Annotated in this window: 13 protein-coding genes; 4 read left to right on the top strand and 9 right to left on the bottom strand. The window is 65.1% G+C overall.

Annotation, left to right across the window (positions count from 1 at the left end):
- Positions 1–163 precede the first annotated feature (163 nt).
- The gene (locus tag CAY82_RS14370; protein ID WP_087501804.1) at positions 164–514 is read right to left on the bottom strand and encodes a cupin; all 351 of its coding nucleotides are present in this window, start codon (positions 512–514) and stop codon (positions 164–166) included.
- 118 nt (positions 515–632) lie between these two features.
- Between CAY82_RS14370 and CAY82_RS14365 the strand changes: the two genes are divergently transcribed.
- Positions 633–1,538 (top strand): LysR family transcriptional regulator, encoded by a 906-nt coding sequence (locus CAY82_RS14365; protein ID WP_087501803.1) that lies wholly within the window; start codon positions 633–635, stop codon positions 1,536–1,538.
- 104 nt (positions 1,539–1,642) lie between these two features.
- The gene (locus CAY82_RS14360) at positions 1,643–2,842 is read left to right on the top strand and encodes an MFS transporter (protein WP_087501802.1); all 1,200 of its coding nucleotides are present in this window, start codon (positions 1,643–1,645) and stop codon (positions 2,840–2,842) included.
- Between the two features lie 57 nt (positions 2,843–2,899).
- On the opposite strand, the gene CAY82_RS14355 is transcribed toward CAY82_RS14360, so the two are convergent.
- Positions 2,900–3,511 (bottom strand): LysE family translocator, encoded by a 612-nt coding sequence (locus CAY82_RS14355; protein ID WP_087501801.1) that lies wholly within the window; start codon positions 3,509–3,511, stop codon positions 2,900–2,902.
- 105 nt (positions 3,512–3,616) lie between these two features.
- On the opposite strand from CAY82_RS14355, the gene CAY82_RS14350 reads away from it, so the two are divergent.
- Positions 3,617–4,591, top strand: a complete 975-nt coding sequence (locus CAY82_RS14350) for a GlxA family transcriptional regulator (protein WP_087501800.1) — start codon at positions 3,617–3,619, stop codon at positions 4,589–4,591.
- 186 nt (positions 4,592–4,777) lie between these two features.
- On the opposite strand, the gene CAY82_RS14345 is transcribed toward CAY82_RS14350, so the two are convergent.
- The 6 genes from CAY82_RS14345 to CAY82_RS14320 all read right to left on the bottom strand — a co-directional run bounded on the left by CAY82_RS14345 (position 4,778) and on the right by CAY82_RS14320 (position 12,088).
- A complete protein-coding gene (locus tag CAY82_RS14345) occupies positions 4,778–5,629 on the bottom strand; it encodes a CAP domain-containing protein (protein ID WP_085623371.1) in 852 nt (283 codons plus the stop codon).
- 206 nt (positions 5,630–5,835) lie between these two features.
- Complete coding sequence (locus CAY82_RS14340) at positions 5,836–6,753, bottom strand: AEC family transporter (protein WP_087501799.1); 918 nt, start codon at positions 6,751–6,753, stop codon at positions 5,836–5,838.
- Between the two features lie 235 nt (positions 6,754–6,988).
- Positions 6,989–7,852 (bottom strand): LysR family transcriptional regulator, encoded by an 864-nt coding sequence (locus tag CAY82_RS14335; RefSeq protein ID WP_087501798.1) that lies wholly within the window; start codon positions 7,850–7,852, stop codon positions 6,989–6,991.
- Between the two features lie 123 nt (positions 7,853–7,975).
- Positions 7,976–8,824: a proline/glycine betaine ABC transporter permease gene (locus CAY82_RS14330; RefSeq protein WP_087501797.1), complete on the bottom strand. Its 849-nt coding sequence runs from the start codon at positions 8,822–8,824 to the stop codon at positions 7,976–7,978.
- A complete protein-coding gene (locus CAY82_RS14325) occupies positions 8,821–9,837 on the bottom strand; it encodes an ABC transporter substrate-binding protein (protein ID WP_087501796.1) in 1,017 nt (338 codons plus the stop codon). The genes CAY82_RS14330 and CAY82_RS14325 overlap by 4 nt, the downstream gene beginning before the upstream one ends.
- A 106-nt stretch (positions 9,838–9,943) precedes the next feature.
- On the bottom strand, positions 9,944–12,088 hold the full coding sequence (locus tag CAY82_RS14320; protein ID WP_087501795.1) for a methyl-accepting chemotaxis protein: 2,145 nt from the start codon (positions 12,086–12,088) through the stop codon (positions 9,944–9,946).
- Positions 12,089–12,631: 543 nt separating this feature from the next.
- On the opposite strand from CAY82_RS14320, the gene CAY82_RS14315 reads away from it, so the two are divergent.
- Positions 12,632–13,951 carry a Na+/H+ antiporter family protein gene (locus CAY82_RS14315; RefSeq protein WP_087501794.1) on the top strand — a complete coding sequence of 440 codons (1,320 nt, stop codon included), beginning with the start codon at positions 12,632–12,634 and terminating at the stop codon, positions 13,949–13,951.
- A gap of 12 nt (positions 13,952–13,963) precedes the next feature.
- Here the strand turns inward: CAY82_RS14315 and CAY82_RS14310 are convergent, their stop codons facing one another.
- Complete coding sequence (locus tag CAY82_RS14310) at positions 13,964–14,968, bottom strand: FecR family protein (protein WP_087501793.1); 1,005 nt, start codon at positions 14,966–14,968, stop codon at positions 13,964–13,966.
- Between the last annotated feature and the right edge of the window lie 92 nt (positions 14,969–15,060).

Genomic DNA, 15,060 nt, shown 5'->3' with positions numbered 1-15,060 from the left:
AACAAGTTGGTACATAATTTTGTGGGGCGGATTGTCGCAGGGTTCAGCTCGCCAAGGTGTGGCTAAAAGTTTAGATCAGGCGGTTAAAGTTGCAGTAAACAGGGTCTTCATGCCGGTTGCGTAACCTGCACTCAACTTTGTGCCGAACAGGGAGTGGCCGGTTTCACGCTGGCCACGGGATGCCCTTGCTGTAGAACACTGCGAGCCAGACGGTGGCTGTGCCGGGAGCGGTCCATTCCACGCGGTGGCGGTAGTGCGGGGGGATGTCCAGGCAATCGCCCGGCGCCAGCAGGCGGGTGTGGCTCTCGTGCTCGAAGCGCAGGCCGGCGGCTCCACTGAGCAGCACGATCCATTCACCTTCGGCCTGGTCGTACCAGAAGCCAGGCGGGCTGGCCTGGCCGCTGGAAACAATACGCTCAACGCGCACGCCCGGGCGGCTGAGCAGCTCGTCGACCTGTTCGGCGCAGGTGGGGTCGCAAGGGGGCAGGGCGGTCAGCAGGTTGGTCGGTGTCATGGAAGGCCTCGTTTGGAAGGGGGGTGGTTCCACTATGGACGCAATTGCCGCGCACCGCGCTTCTTGACCCGCCCGGCTGTTTGTAAGAACTTTCCGAGATTTGGAAGACGGGCAGCAAATGGACAAACTCCTGGCGATGAAGATGTTCGTGGCCACCGTCGATGCTCAGGGCTTTTCTGCCGCCGCGCGCCAGCTAGGGCTGGCAACTTCGTCGGTGACGCGCCTGGTCGATGCCCTGGAAACGGCGTTGGGCGCCACCTTGCTCAACCGCTCCACCCGCCAGGTCAGCCTGACCGAGGCCGGCGCTCGTTATTACGAGCGCGCTCGGGGTATTTTCGAGGCGCTGGACGCGGCCGATGCCAGTGTCGCCGACCGTGGCGAAGAGCCTGTCGGTGTGCTGCGCCTGTGCTTGCCGGTGGAGTTCGGCAGGCGGGTCATCGCTCCGCACCTGGGGCTGTTCCTGGCACAGTACCCGGCACTGGAGCTGGACATTGACCTCAGCGACAGGCTGGATGACCTGCTTGACGGGCGCTATGACCTGTCGATCCGCCTGGGCGACCCCGCGCCCAATGAGGAGCTGGTGTGTCGCCAGTTGGGTCGCTTCCAGCGCTGGCTGGTTGCCAGCCCGGCCTACCTGGCCGGGCGTGACGCGCTGCTACATCCGCGACAGTTGCTCGAACACGCCTGCCTGCGCTTTCGCTACGGGCAGAAAGGGCGCCCCTGGCGCCTGGCCCGCGGGCAGGACAGCCTGGAGCTGGACGTGAGCGGGCCGTTGCGTAGCGCCAATGCCGACATGTTGCGCGAAACCGCGCTGGCGGGCAGCGGCATCGCGCTGCTGGCTGACTGGCTGGTGCATGAGGATGTGGCGGCCGGGCGCCTGCAGCGGCTGTTCCCCGACTGGCAGGCCAGCCCTGGCGCGGCCAGTGACAGCATCAACGCCCTGTACCTGCCCAATCATCGTGGTTCGCGGCGGGTAAATGCGTTCATCGACTTTTGCGAAAACCTGTTGAAGCGCAGCACTTAGTGTTGCGCAGTGCGCAAAGCCCTGTTGCGTCAGCGCTGGATTCTCGCCGGGAGTGCGTCTGGGTAAGGTGACCGGCATATCCCACCCTTGCCGAGGACCCTCGCATGAATCCCTCCCTTGCTGCCGCGCAGCCTGTAGCCACCGGCCTGAGCCAGGCCCTGGTCGCGCTGCTGGCGTTCTGCTGCGGCGCGATCGTCGCCAATATCTACTATGCCCAGCCCATCGTTGGCCTGATCGCCCCGGACCTGGGGCTGTCCACCGAGCATGCCAGCCTGATCGTTTCGCTCACGCAGTTGGGCTATGCCCTGGGCCTGCTGTTGCTGGTACCGCTGGCCGACCTGTTGGAAAACCGCCGCCTGATGGTGGCTACCGCCGTGCTGGCCTGCGTCAGCCTGCTGCTGGCGGGGACCAGCAGCAGTGGCCAGGGCCAACTGTTCCTGGGCTATGCACTGCTGATCGGTTTCAGTTCCGTGGCGGTGCAGATGCTCATTCCGCTGGCGGCGCACCTGGCGCCGGAGCAGCAGCGTGGGCGGGTGGTCGGCAACATCATGGGTGGCCTGCTGCTGGGTATCCTGCTGGCGCGGCCGTTGTCCAGCCTTGTGGCCGACTACCTCGGCTGGCGTGCGGTGTTCATCGGCGCTGCCGGGGTAATGCTGGCGATCATCCTGCTACTGGCCCTGACCTTGCCGCGGCGGATGCCCGAGCACAAGGCCAGCTATGCCGGGCTGATGCTGTCGCTGTTCACGCTGCTGCGCCGTCATCCCTTGCTGCGCCAGCGCGCGCTGTACCAGGCATTGATGTTCGCGGCGTTCAGCCTTTACTGGACGGCGGTACCGATGGCCCTGGCTACCGAGCATGGCCTGTCGCAGAGCCAGATCGCAGTATTCGCCCTGGTGGGCGCGGTGGGCGCCGTGGCCGCGCCCATGGCCGGTCGCCTGGCCGATGCCGGGCATGCCCGGGCCGGTTCGCTGCTGGCGTTGTTGCTGGCACCGGCGGCACTGTTGCTGGGGCTGACGGTGCCGGGCTACAGCGTGATCGGCCTGGGCCTGACCGGCGTGCTGCTGGATTTTGCGGTGCAGATGAACATGGTCATCGGCCAGCGTGAAGTGTACGCGCTGGACCCGGCCAGCCGCGGGCGGCTGAACGCGGTGTACATGACCAGCATCTTCCTCGGAGGGGCGCTGGGGTCGGCGGTGGCCAGTGCGCTGTTCAGCCAGTTTGGCTGGCAGGGTGTGGCGCTGGTGGGGGCGGGGTTGCCGGGGGTGGCCTTGCTCATCTTCCTGGTCAAAGCGCGCCGGGGTTGAATGCGAGCCCACAGGCTGTCGCGATCCCTGTAGGAGCGCGACAGCCTTTGCGTAGTGCTACCGCCCAAGCGGCAACGCCACACCAATCAAGGCAAACAGGCTGCCGCAGCAGCGGTTGAAGCCCTTGCCGCCCTTGGCCAGCCATGGCCGGATACGAAACGCCAGGCGTGCCAACAGGTATTCGACCAGGAACTCGACGCTGGCAAAGGTTGCCGCCATCACCACGAACTGCAACAGCAACCCACGCTGTGGATCGATGAACTGCGGCAGGAAAGCGCCATAGAACAGCAGCACTTTGGGGTTGGCCATGGCCGACAGCAGGCCCTGGCGGAACAGGCCGGCATTGCCCAGCCGCGCGTTTTGCGCGGTGAGTTCCAGGTGCAGGCCCGGGCTGCGCCACAGCTGGATACCTAGCCAGATCAAATAGGCACCACCCACCCATTTGAGCACGCTCAGCACCGAGGCCGAGGTCTGCAGCAACGCGCTGAGGCCGAACATGGTCAGGGCGATCAGGGCGCTGAAGCCAAACACCCCGCCAACGATGGTGAACAACGTCCGGCGTGTGCCATACAGGGCGCCGTGGGTCAGGGCCAGCAGGCTGTTGGGGCCTGGGGTCAGCGACAGACCGATGCTGGCCAGCAGGTAGATGAGCCAGGTGTCGAGTGCCATGGTGTGTAAGGCCTTGTTGATAAGGAGGGCGCCAGTCTATGGCGCCGGCTTCGTTCAGAAAGGGTATGATCTGGACATTTAATGGTTGTTCCTGGACGCAATGCCATGCAGCCCGATATCCGCTTGCTGATCTTGCCGTTACCGGATTTTGCCCTGCTGCCGTTCGGTGCCTTTCTCGACAAGTTGCGTTTCAGCGCCGACGACGAGGACTACAGCCAGCAGCGCTACTGCAGCTGGACCGTGGCAGGGTTGACCCTCGACCCGGTGGCGTCGAGCAGTGGCGCGGTGGTGCAAGTCGAGGCCGTGGCTGGCCAGCTCGAACTGGCCGGTTTCGACTACCTGGTGGTGTTCGGCGGGCGCAACGCCATGGCCACTGCCGCGCTGGCGCCTCGCTACAAGGCCTTGCTCAGGCAGGCCGGCAAAGCGGGCGTCAAGCTGGTGGGCGTCGACAACGGCGCCTTCCTGTTGGCCGCCTGCGGATTGCTGCAGGGGCACAAGGTGGTGGTGCACTGGCGCCACGAAGCCGAATTTCGTGCGGCTTTCCCGCACTTGCAGGTGCTGAGCGAGCAGCTGTACTGCATCGACGGTAGCCGCATCACCTGCGCTGGCGGCACCGCGGCCATCGACCTGGCCGTCGCGCTGTTGTCACGCGCCTGCGGGCGGACCCGGGCACTCAAGGGCCTGGCCGACATGCTGGTGGACGAAACCCGCGATAGCCGACATGCCTTGCGCTCGCTGGAGCTGGGGGCCGGGCAGGGGCGGCAGGTGCAGCGCGCGCAGGCGTTGATGCGTCATCACCTGGGTAGGCCGTTGGCAGTGGAGCAACTGGCCGCAGAGCTGGGCATCAGCCGGCGCCAGCTGGACCGGCAGTTTCGCGCCAGCCATGGTATGAGCGCCAAGGCCTGGTGGCTGGAGATGCGCTTGCAACAGGCGCGCTGGCGCTTGCTCAACTCCAGCCACAGCCTGGCGCAGATTGCCGATGAAGTGGGCTTGGGCGATGCCAGTTACCTGGGCAAGTGCGTGCGGCGACGGTTTGGTTGCACGGCCCGTGAACTGCGCGCAGGCACGAATCCGCTTTGAAGCCGCGCGCGGTTCCCTGTGGGAGACTGAACTTACATACGGTCCGCGTACCCTGTGGGAGCGGCTTTAGCCGCGAAGGATCCACCGCGGTGCATGGCACCGGCTGCGCCGGTGTTCGCGGCTAAAGCTGCTCCCACAGGGTTCCTGCTGATTCAAGGAGTTTTGTGCAGTTCTATGAAAGCGGGCTTACTGCGGCGTCCCGAACAACCCCGTCCAGTAAATCCCTGCATCACTCTTCGGGTCCACCGCATATGCAGCGCCCAGCTCACGGAAGTCCGGGTTCATCAGCGTCGCGCAGTGCCCTGGGCTATCCAGCCAGCCATCGACCACCTTGCGCGCGGTGTCACGCCCGGCGGCGATGTTTTCGCCGATCTGCTGGTACAGGTAGCCGGCTAGCTCTGCCCGGTCACCGGGGGTGCGGCCATCCTTGTCGATGTGGTCGAAGAAGTTCTGGTTGGCCATGGCCCGGGTGTGGTTGGCGGCAACCCCGGCCAGCACCGTGCTCCAGCTCAGCGCGGGGGCGGCGGCGAAGGGCTGGCCACCGCATTGGCGCGGCACCTTGCGCGCGGCATTGATCTCCTGCAGCACCTTCTGCCCCTCGGCCTGCCAATCGCCCAGGCGGCCGCTAAGCAGCGGCCGGGCCAGCACGATGCGCCAGTCGCGACCTTCCTGGCTGACGCCGATATCGACGAACTGCGGGTCGAGCACCACCTGGCAGAAGCTCTCCTCGATGGCATGCATGGCAGCGCGCGCATCACGCGGCCCCGACAGGCTGATGGCCTGCACGTTGACCATTGGGTAGGCGGCGCGGGTCATGGCCTGCTGCAGGTCGCGGGTACCCTCTGGCGACAGCGCCAGGCGGGTATCGCTGTTGAGCGGCGGCAGCTCCAACGACGCCTCGCCACCGCAGGGCTGGGCCTTGCTGCGGTAGACATTGATCGAATCGATCAGTTGCGCCTCTTCGCCGGTGGCAGCCAGTGCTCCGGTCGAGACGACCAGGCCCAGCGACAAGGCGGCAACGGATGACAGGACGCGCATGTGGATCTCCCTATGACTGGCAGCGTCGTGGTTTGCGCTGCTCATCCTACACAAGCCCGGGGCGTTTTGGCCCGGGATCGTGCAAAGCAATGAAAACACCGGCATTCGTTGCTGGCGGCAAAAGAGGGAGTAGACCACTGGTCGGCGGAAAAGTGCGATGACTTGGTAATCATTCGTATCACGCCGTACCGTGCAGTCGCTACAGTCTAGCCAAGCGTAAGCATGAGTACCAAAGGCAGGGTGGCGGCAGCCAACACGGTCTGCAGGGCGATGATGGTGGCCATCAGCGGTGCGTTACCGCCCATTTGTCGAGCCATCACATAGGAAGATGATGCAGTAGGCAGTGCCTGGAACAGCACCGCCACCACCGCTGCCTGGCCACACAGGCCAAGCACGCGGCACAAACCCCAGGTGGTCAGCGGCATGACCAGGAACTTGAATGCCGACGCCGCCATCAGCGGGCGCACCTGGCGGCCCAGGCGGGTGCCACCCAGGGCTGCGCCGACGCACAGCAGGCCCAGCGGGAGGGCGGCCTGGCCCAATGCCTTGACCGTGGGTTCGATACCCGCTGGCAAGCCCAGCCCGCTGGCGCGCAGCAGCAGCCCTCCGCCACAACCGACGATCAAGGGGTTGGCGAAGATGGCCCGCAGCACCGAGGCCGGTGAGCTATGGCGGGCGCTGAAGCGGGCGAACACCAGCACGCAAAGCAGGTTGACCAGTGGCACGATGGCGGCGTTGGCCACTGCCGCCAGGGCGATGCCGGCGCTGCCATAGATACCCGCTGCAAGGGTGGCGCCGATGTAGTTGTTGAAGCGGATGCCGCCCTGGAACACCGAGGTGAAGTCGGCACCCTCGTGGTTCATTGCGCCCTGGTACAGCACCAGCAGCACGGCCCCGGCCAGGGTCGAGAGCATCAGCACGCCGACCATGCTCAGCACCGGCACGCCATCGAGGTTGGCGGTGGCCAGGCCATGGAGGAACAGCGACGGCAACAATACGTAATAGCTCAGGCGCTCGGCGCCAGGCCAGAAGTTTTCGGCGAGGAAGCCGCGCAGGCGCAGGAAAGTGCCCAGGGCAATCAGCAGGATGATCGGCAGCAGGGTAGTCAGCAGCAGATGGAGCATGATCAATGTTCCGTAGTCGGGTACGGGGCACAGACTACTGGTGCGCATCGATCTGTAAAAACGTTGTTTTCTGCACTGACCATTGAGGAAAAATGCATGTTTGCTTTGGGGGCGCTGTGCGCCCCTTTCGCGACGCAAGGCCGCTCCCACAGGTTTACCACTGCTTCAAATGCAAGGCGTTCGCTGTGGGAGCGGCCTTGTGTCGCGAAAGGGCCGCGCAGCGGCTCCGGCAATATCAAGCCTCCAGCGCAGTCTTCAGCACCGCACTCAAATGCCGCCGCTGGCTCTTCTCATGCTCCAGCAACACCACCCGCCGGGTCAGCTGCGGGTCGCCAAACGGCAGGCAGGTGGCCGGTGGCAAACGTTGCAGGTCGTCATCGGCCATGGGGATGATCGCCACGCCCAGGCCCATCACCGCCATGCGCGCCAGTGCTTCCTGGCTGTCCAGTTCCATCTGCTCGCTCACCTGCAGATGCTGGCGGCGCAGCTCCTGTTCTATCTGCCGCCCGGCCCAGGCACGCTTGTCGAAGCGCAGGAACGGCTGGCTGGCCAGCAACTGCGGCACGCTTTGCCCGGCCAGGTCGGGGCTGGCGACCGCCCAGAAGCGGTCTTCGAACAACGGCGTGAAGTCCAGGCTCTGCGGGTAGGGGCTGACCGGCTCGGTAGTGATCGCTGCATCGAGTTCGCCGTCTTCCACCCGCCGTGCCAGTTCCGCCGACATGCCGGAGGCCACGCTGACATGCAACTGCGGATGGTGCGCCTTGATCCACACCAGCGCCTTGGGCAGGCGCCGCGCCAGCACCGTATGGATCGCCCCCAGGCGCAGGCGGCCGCGCAGGCTCGGGCCGCTGGCCAGGGCGTCGGCCAGTTCGTCATAGCTAGCCAGGATGGTCTCGGCGCGGGCCACCGCCAACTGGCCGGCTTCGGTCAGCGCCACCTGCCTGCGGCTGCGGTCGAACAAGGTCACTTGCAGCTCGTCTTCAAGGGTCTTGATGTGCAGGCTCACCGCCGAAGGGGTGAGGCTGAGCAGGTCGGCGGCACGGGCGAAGGTGCCGTGGCGGGCGATGGTCACCAGGGTGCGCAGGGCTTTGAGGGACATGCGGGGGAGGTCCGGTTTCAAGCTGACAGAGCAGCATTGTCAGGCCCGGCCCTTTCGCAGCACAAGGCTGCTCCTGCAGGGACTCGCCTTGTTGGGCAAAAGGGCCGGTACCGGTAATACTGCTCAGCGCCCGCTACGTCCATAGGCCTGGCTGATCCGGTCGATCACCATGGCCAGGGCGACGATCGCCAACCCGGCCTCGACGCCTTGGCCGACATTCAGGGTCTGGATTCCCGCCAGCACATCCTCACCCAGCCCGCGGGCGCCAATCATCGACGCCACCACCACCATCGACAGAGCCATCATCACCGACTGGTTGAGCCCGGCCATGATGCTCGGCAGCGCCAGCGGCAGGGCGATGCGCCGCAACCGCTGCCAGCGGCTGGCCCCCAGACCATGCGCGGCTTGCAGCAGCGAGGGGTCGATCTGGCTCAGGCCCAGTTCGGTCAGCCGTACCAGCGGCGGCAGGGCATAGATCAGCGTGGCGAACACGGCGGGCACCTTGCCCAGGCCGAACAGCATCAGCACCGGGATCAGGTAAACGAAGGCCGGCAATGTCTGCATCACATCCAGAACCGGCAACAGCAACCGCTTCGCCAGCGGCCGGGCAGCCAGCAGGATGCCCAGCGGCACGCCCACCAGCACGCAGAGGCCAGTACTGACCAGCACCAAAGCCATGGTCTGCAGCAGTTTGTCCCACAACCCGAGCACGCCGATCAGGGCCAGCAGCGCCACCAGTACCGCGCTGCGCAGCAAGCTGCGGCTGGCATGCCAGGCGAGCAGGCCGATCAGCAACAGCAGCAGCCACCACGGCAGCAGGCGCAGCAGGGTTTCCAGGCCGACCAACAGTTGCAGCAACTGGTCAGAGAAGCTGCGCAGGTGATCGCCGTAATTCAGCACCAGCCAGTCGACCAGCCGGTTGACGCTGTCGGCAAAAGAGAACTGCAGAGTCTGGGGGAAGCCGCCGCTCACAGGGTGCCCTCGACCTTGGTGGCAATGTCCGCAGGCAACCAGGCTTTCCACACCTCGCGGTGATCGCGCAGGAAGGCAAGGGCCGCGTCACGGGGCGGCGTCCGCTTTTCGCTCATGTCGGCCAGTGCCTTGTTGAGGCGGTCGATGGGCAGGTCGACCCGCTCGAACATGCTCACCAGCTCCGGGTAGCCCTCACGAAAGGCCTTGGACACGCCAATCGACAATTTGGCCGGCAGCGAGCGGCTGCCCTTCGGGTCAGGGTGGCTGGCGTCAGTGAGGGTGGCCCAGGCCCGGGCATCGAATGGGGGCTCTTCCAGGCGTATGAGTTTGTAACGCCCCATCAACGGGGTCGGGTTCCAGTAGTAGAACAGCACTGGTTGCTCCCGGCGGATGGCGGAGGCGATTTCGGCATCCATGGCCGCCCCGGAACCGCTGCGGAAGTTGGTATACAGGTGGTTCAACCCGTAGGCCTTGAGTTTCTGGCTGTTGACGGTCTCGGATGTCCAGCCGCTGGGGCTGTTGAGAAAGCGCCCTTTGTCGGGCGATTCGGGGTCGCGGAACACCTGCGGGTAACGCTTGAGGTCGTCGACGCTGCGCAGGTCGGGCGCCACCGGCTGCAGTTTGCGTGCGGCATCGCCCTCGACCACGTACGCCGGGACCCACCAACCTTCTTCGGCGTTCTTGACCGTGTCGCCCAACGCGTACACCTGCCCGGCTGCTTCTGCCTTGATCCAGGCAGGGCTGCGCCCGGCCCATTCCTCGGCGATCACTTGCAGGTCGTTGCGTGCCAGCGCCACTTCCATGCTGACGGTACTGCCGGGCAGGGTGTCGGTGGGGTAGCCGTACCCGCGCTCCACGATCAGCCGCAGGATCTCGGTGGTGAGGGCACCGCTTTCCCAGCCGATGGCGCCAAAGTGGATGGGCGTGGTGCGTTCCGCCGAAGCGGCGCTATCGGTGCTGGCCAGGCCCACCGCGAGCAGCAGGCCGGCCAGCAACGTCGGAATTTTTTTCATGGGGCCTCCTGGAGTGGCGCTACCGAGTTGCCGCAAGTGTAGACGACCGGTTCCCGGGCCTGGCAGGAAGGCCGCTGCACACGATTGGCAGCGGCCTGCAGGTGACTCAGACGCGGAACTGGTCCATCAGCGCCTGCTGCTGGTTGGCCAGGCTGTTCAGCGACTGGCTGACCCGCGCCGACTCGTTGGCCTGTCCCGACAGCGATTCGGTGACATCACGGATGGTTGCCACGTTGCTGTTGATTTCCTCGGCCACCGCGCTTTGTTCCTCGGCAGCCGAGGCGATCTGCAGGTTCATGTCGGTGATGACGGTCACTGCCTGGCCAATGCGCTGCAGCGCGGTGACGGCTTGGCCAACCTGCTGCACGCCGCCCTGGGCCTGGCGATGACTGTTGTCCATGGCACCGACCACTTCGCGGGTGCCGTTCTGCAACGCTTCGATCACCTGGCGGGTTTCTTCCACCGATTCCTGGGTACGCTGAGCCAGGTTGCGCACCTCATCAGCGACCACGGCAAAGCCACGGCCGGCCTCACCGGCGCGGGCCGCCTCGATGGCGGCGTTGAGCGCCAGCAGGTTGGTCTGTTCGGCGATCGAGCGAATCACCTCCAGCACCGAACCAATCTTCTCGCTGTTCTGCGCCAGGCCCTCGACCTCTGCCATGGTGTTGCTCATGTCGGCGGCCAGGGTATCGATGCTGAGGGTGGTGCGGTCGATCACCGCCAGGCCTTCGCGGGTGGCCTGGTCGGCGTCTCGGGCGGCCTGCGCGGCCTGGGCGGCGCTGCGGGCGACGTCCTGGGCGGTGGCGCTCATTTCGTGCGAGGCAGTGGCCACCTGGTCGACCTGGCGGTACTGCTGTTCCATGCCGGCGCTGGTCTGCGTGGCAATTGCCGAAGACTGGTCGGCGGTCCCACGGGCGGCCTGCACCGAGCGTTTGACCTCGGCGATGGTTGGCTGCAGCTTGTCGAGGAAACGGTTGAACCAGCCGGCCAGTTCGCCCAGTTCGTCCTGTTTCTGGTAGGTCAGGCGGCGGGTCAGGTCTCCTTCGCCGCTGGCGATGTCCTTGAGCATGCTTGCCACGCCGAGGATCGGCCTGGTAACGCCGCGGGCCATCAGCCACACCATCAGCAGGCCGGCAATCGCCGCAGCCAGGCCCAGGCCAAGTTCCAGCAGTGTGCCGCTATTGTTCAGCGCGTCCAGTTCATGTTTCAGCGCTTCGGCCGGCCCGGTCAGGGCGTTTTCCGGTACGTCCAGCAACACGCCCCAGGGCTGGGCGTCCGGGATCGGCCGGAACGCGGCCAGCACCTTCAGGCGCTGCTGGTCGTGCACGATGGCAAGCTTGCCATCGGCCAGCTTGCGTACCAGTTCGGCACCCTTGGCCGTATCGACCTGGTCGAAGCGTTGGGCCAGCTTGCTGGCATCGGCGCTGTAGCCGGCCAGCAGGCCGACAGGGCTGAGGATACCGACCGTGGTGCGGCCTTCGTACAGGCTGCGGCTGGCATCCTGGCTCAGGGCTTGCAAGCTGTTGAGGTTGATGTCGATGGACAGGGTGGCGATCACCTTGCCGTCGACCGTCAGCGGGAAGACGATGCTGGTCATCAGCACCTGCTGGCCATCGATGTCGTAGAAGTAGGGCTCCACCACGCATACCTTGCCGGATGTGCGCGGGCACACCCACCAGGTGTTGGCCGGCTGGCCGCTGGGGCCGATCTCGGTATTGGCCATGTCATGCTCGGGCAGGGCCATGGCCGTCAGCTGGCCGACACGCGGTTGCGACCAGTACAGGGCGAAGCGCCCGGTTTCGTTGCTGCCCAGTTCCGCCTTGCCGACGAACAGGTTGTCCTTGTTGTCCAGGGCATTGGGTTCGAACACCAGCGACAGGCCGAGCAGGTCAGGGTTAGCCTGCAACGCGGCGCGCACCTGGCGGGTCATGTCCTCGCGCAGGTCGAAGGCATCGAGAAAGCGCTTTTCCGCCTGCTCGCGCAGGAACAGCACCTGGCGGGCGAAGCCGGCGCCGTACTGGTAGGCGTCCATGAACTGGCGGCGGATGTTAAGCGCCTGCACCTCGCCCTGCGACTCGATACGCGACTGCGCCGACTCGGTCAGCATCTGCATGCTGCTGGCCTTGACCAGGTCCGAGCTGTGGTCCATGCGGTACAGCGACAGGCCGACGAGCAGGGTGACGATGCCGGCCAGGCAGAGACCGGCGAGCAGGGTGATCTTCCACTGGATGGAAAGTTGTCGCAAAGGCATGGGGCGTATCCCTTTTTTGGACAGTAAGGGTTATGGCTTTGGGTCTGGGCGGGGTTGAGAGGTGCCTGGCTGGAGATGTGTGTCGATTGTGAGATCGAGCGCCGCCCGCGCGGCGCTTCGCGGGGCAAGCCCGCTCCCACATCTGTTTCGGGCCAATCCCTCCTGTTGCAGAGGCGCGCGCACCCTTGGTGCATGCCTTGAGAAGGATAAGGCGACAATTGCGCATGCCTGGATATCGAGCCGGGCAGACAAGGCGGGCAGCGCTGACCTCACAGGCATGACTGGCCAGAAACAAATGTGGGAGCGGGCTTGCCCCGCGAAGCGCCGCGCGGGCGGCGCTCGATCTCACAGACGACAGAAATCTCCAGCCAGGCATCTCCCGGCCTTCCCACCGTATCGGCCCATCCCAATTTTTCTTTATTCAAACATTCAATTTAAATTTCCGCCCTCTGTGTAATCCGCCGCAACATGGCGCTTTTGACATCTGTCGCCCACTGCTTCAGAGTGCGGGCTTTTTTTCCGTCGCAATGAGGTAAGCCAACCATGAATGCAGTGATCGCCGCGGTCGGCATCATGCTGATACTCAGCCTGTCCCGCGTGCACGTGGTCATCGCCCTGATCATCGGGGCCCTGGCCGGTGGGCTGGTGGGAGGCCTGGGCATCGAGGGTACGCTCAAGGCCTTCAACGGCGGCCTCGGCGGTGGGGCTACGGTGGCCCTGTCCTACGCATTGCTGGGTGCCTTTGCCGTGGCCATCGCCAAGTCCGGCCTGGCCCATGCCCTGGCCGACCGCGCCCTGGCCATGATCGACCGCCAGGGCCATGCCAATGGCAGCAAGGTCAAATGGTTGCTGGTCGGCCTGATGCTGGTGGTGGCGGTGTCGTCGCAGAACATCCTGCCGATCCACATCGCCTTCATCCCGTTGCTGGTGCCGCCGTTGCTGTACGTGCTGACCCGCCTGCGCATCGACCGCCGGCTGATCGCCTGCGTGATCACCTTCGGCCTGATCACCCCGTACATGTTCCTGCCGGTGGGCTTTGGCAACATCTTCCTCAACGAAATCCTGCTGGCCAACGTTGCCCGCGCGGGTGTCGACGTGAGTGGTGTGAATGTCACCCACGCCATGGCCATCCCGGCTGCCGGCATGTTGGCCGGCTTGTTGCTGGCAGTATTCATCAGCTACCGCAAGAAGCGAGACTACGACCTGGCGCGCATCGAGCAGGTGGAGCAGGTTAGCGTGCAGTACAATCCGCTGACCCTGCTGGTGGCCGGGCTGGCGATTGCCTCGGCGTTCATCGTCCAGTTGTGGCTGGACTCGATGATCATCGGTGCCATGGTCGGCTTCCTGATCTTCTCGCTGTCGGGCATCGTGCGCTGGAAAGACACTGACGACCTGTTCACCGAAGGCATGAAGATGATGGCCATGATCGGCTTCATCATGATTGCCGCCTCGGGCTTTGCCGACGTGATGAAGGCCACCGGTGAGGTGAAGGGCCTGGTGGAAACCTCGGCGCAGTGGATCGACCACAGCAAGGGCATCGGTGCCTTGCTGATGCTGCTGGTGGGCCTGTTGGTGACCATGGGCATCGGCTCGTCGTTCTCTACCGTGCCGATCCTGGCCGCGATCTTCGTGCCGCTGTGCGTGCAACTGGGCTTCGACCCACTGGCCACGGTGTGCATCGTTGGGACCGCCGGTGCCCTGGGCGACGCGGGCTCTCCTGCCTCGGACTCGACCCTGGGCCCGACCTCGGGGCTGAACGTGGATGGCCAGCACCACCATATCTGGGACACCGTGGTGCCTACCTTCATCCACTACAACCTGCCACTGCTGGCGTTCGGCTGGCTGGCGGCGATGACGCTGTAACGCAGGGGAGCGTCAGCCCTTGTCGGGCGGCGGCGAGATGCGGTTGAGCACGGTGCTGCCGTCCTTGCTGCGGGTCAGGTAGACCGGCAGCACCTTGGGCAGGTTGTTGACCAGGCTCCCCACGTCACGGGTGTTGTATATGCCGCTGATGCGGATGCGGCCGGTGCTGGCATCGGCCAGCAGCAGCGGTGCATCGAGGTAGCGGTTGATCATTGGCAACGCCTGTTCCAGGCTCAGGTTGTCGAGCACCAGTTTGCCGTCGCGCCAGGCCAGGCTGTTGCTGTAGTCGTTCTGCTCCAGTTGCGGCTCGAAGTCGCCCTTGTGGTAGCTGGCCTGCATCCCAGGGCTCAGGCGGTAGCCACCGGAGCTGCCGTCGCTGGACACCAGTACCGAACCTTCCACTAGGGTGACCTTGACCTGGTCCTGGTATTTCCACACGTTGAACTGGGTGCCGGTGACGCGGGTCTGGCCACGACCGGCATGCACGATGAACGGGTGGCTGCTGTCGTGCCGTACCTTGAAGAACGCCTCGCCACGCTTGAGCGTGACCTGGCGCTTGTCCTTGTAGTTGAGGTAGGTGAGTTCGGTGTTGAGGTTGAGCTGCACCGTGCTGCCGTCGCTCAGTTGCACGGCCTGCATACGCGTGCCGGTTTCGAAGTGCTGGTAGTGATTGGGCAACCAGCCTTGTTCCCAGCCCACCCAGCCGGCCAGCGGCAGCACCGCCAGTGCGATGGCAGCGGCAGACGCCAGCGGCCGCCAGTTGTGCGGGCGTGTGGCCTGTTGCACGGGCGGGTTGAAGTCGATGACGGTAGCGTTGCGCGGTAGCAGGTCGGCGGTTTGCCAGATTTCCAGCATTGCCTGGTATTCCTCGGCATGCCGCGGGTCGGCCGCCAGCCAGCGGGCGAATGCCTCGCGCTCCGCCGCCGTGCAATCTTCGGCGTGCAGGCGCATGCACCAGTGCGCGGCGGCGTCGGTGATGGCATCGTCTGGGCTGGGAGTGAGGCGGTCTTTGTTCATTGCGGCTCCGGGTTTTGCGCATTCTACCCTTGGCAGAGGGCTCCCGAGAATCGAAGGTAATAGCGAATAACTATCAGATGCTCCGGTTTTTC

Origin of the sequence: Pseudomonas sp. SID14000, assembly GCF_002165135.1 — a bacterium.
In the GTDB taxonomy this organism is placed as follows: domain Bacteria; phylum Pseudomonadota; class Gammaproteobacteria; order Pseudomonadales; family Pseudomonadaceae; genus Aquipseudomonas.
Note: the sequence above shows the minus strand (reverse complement) of the source record. Positions and strands in the feature narration are given on the sequence as shown.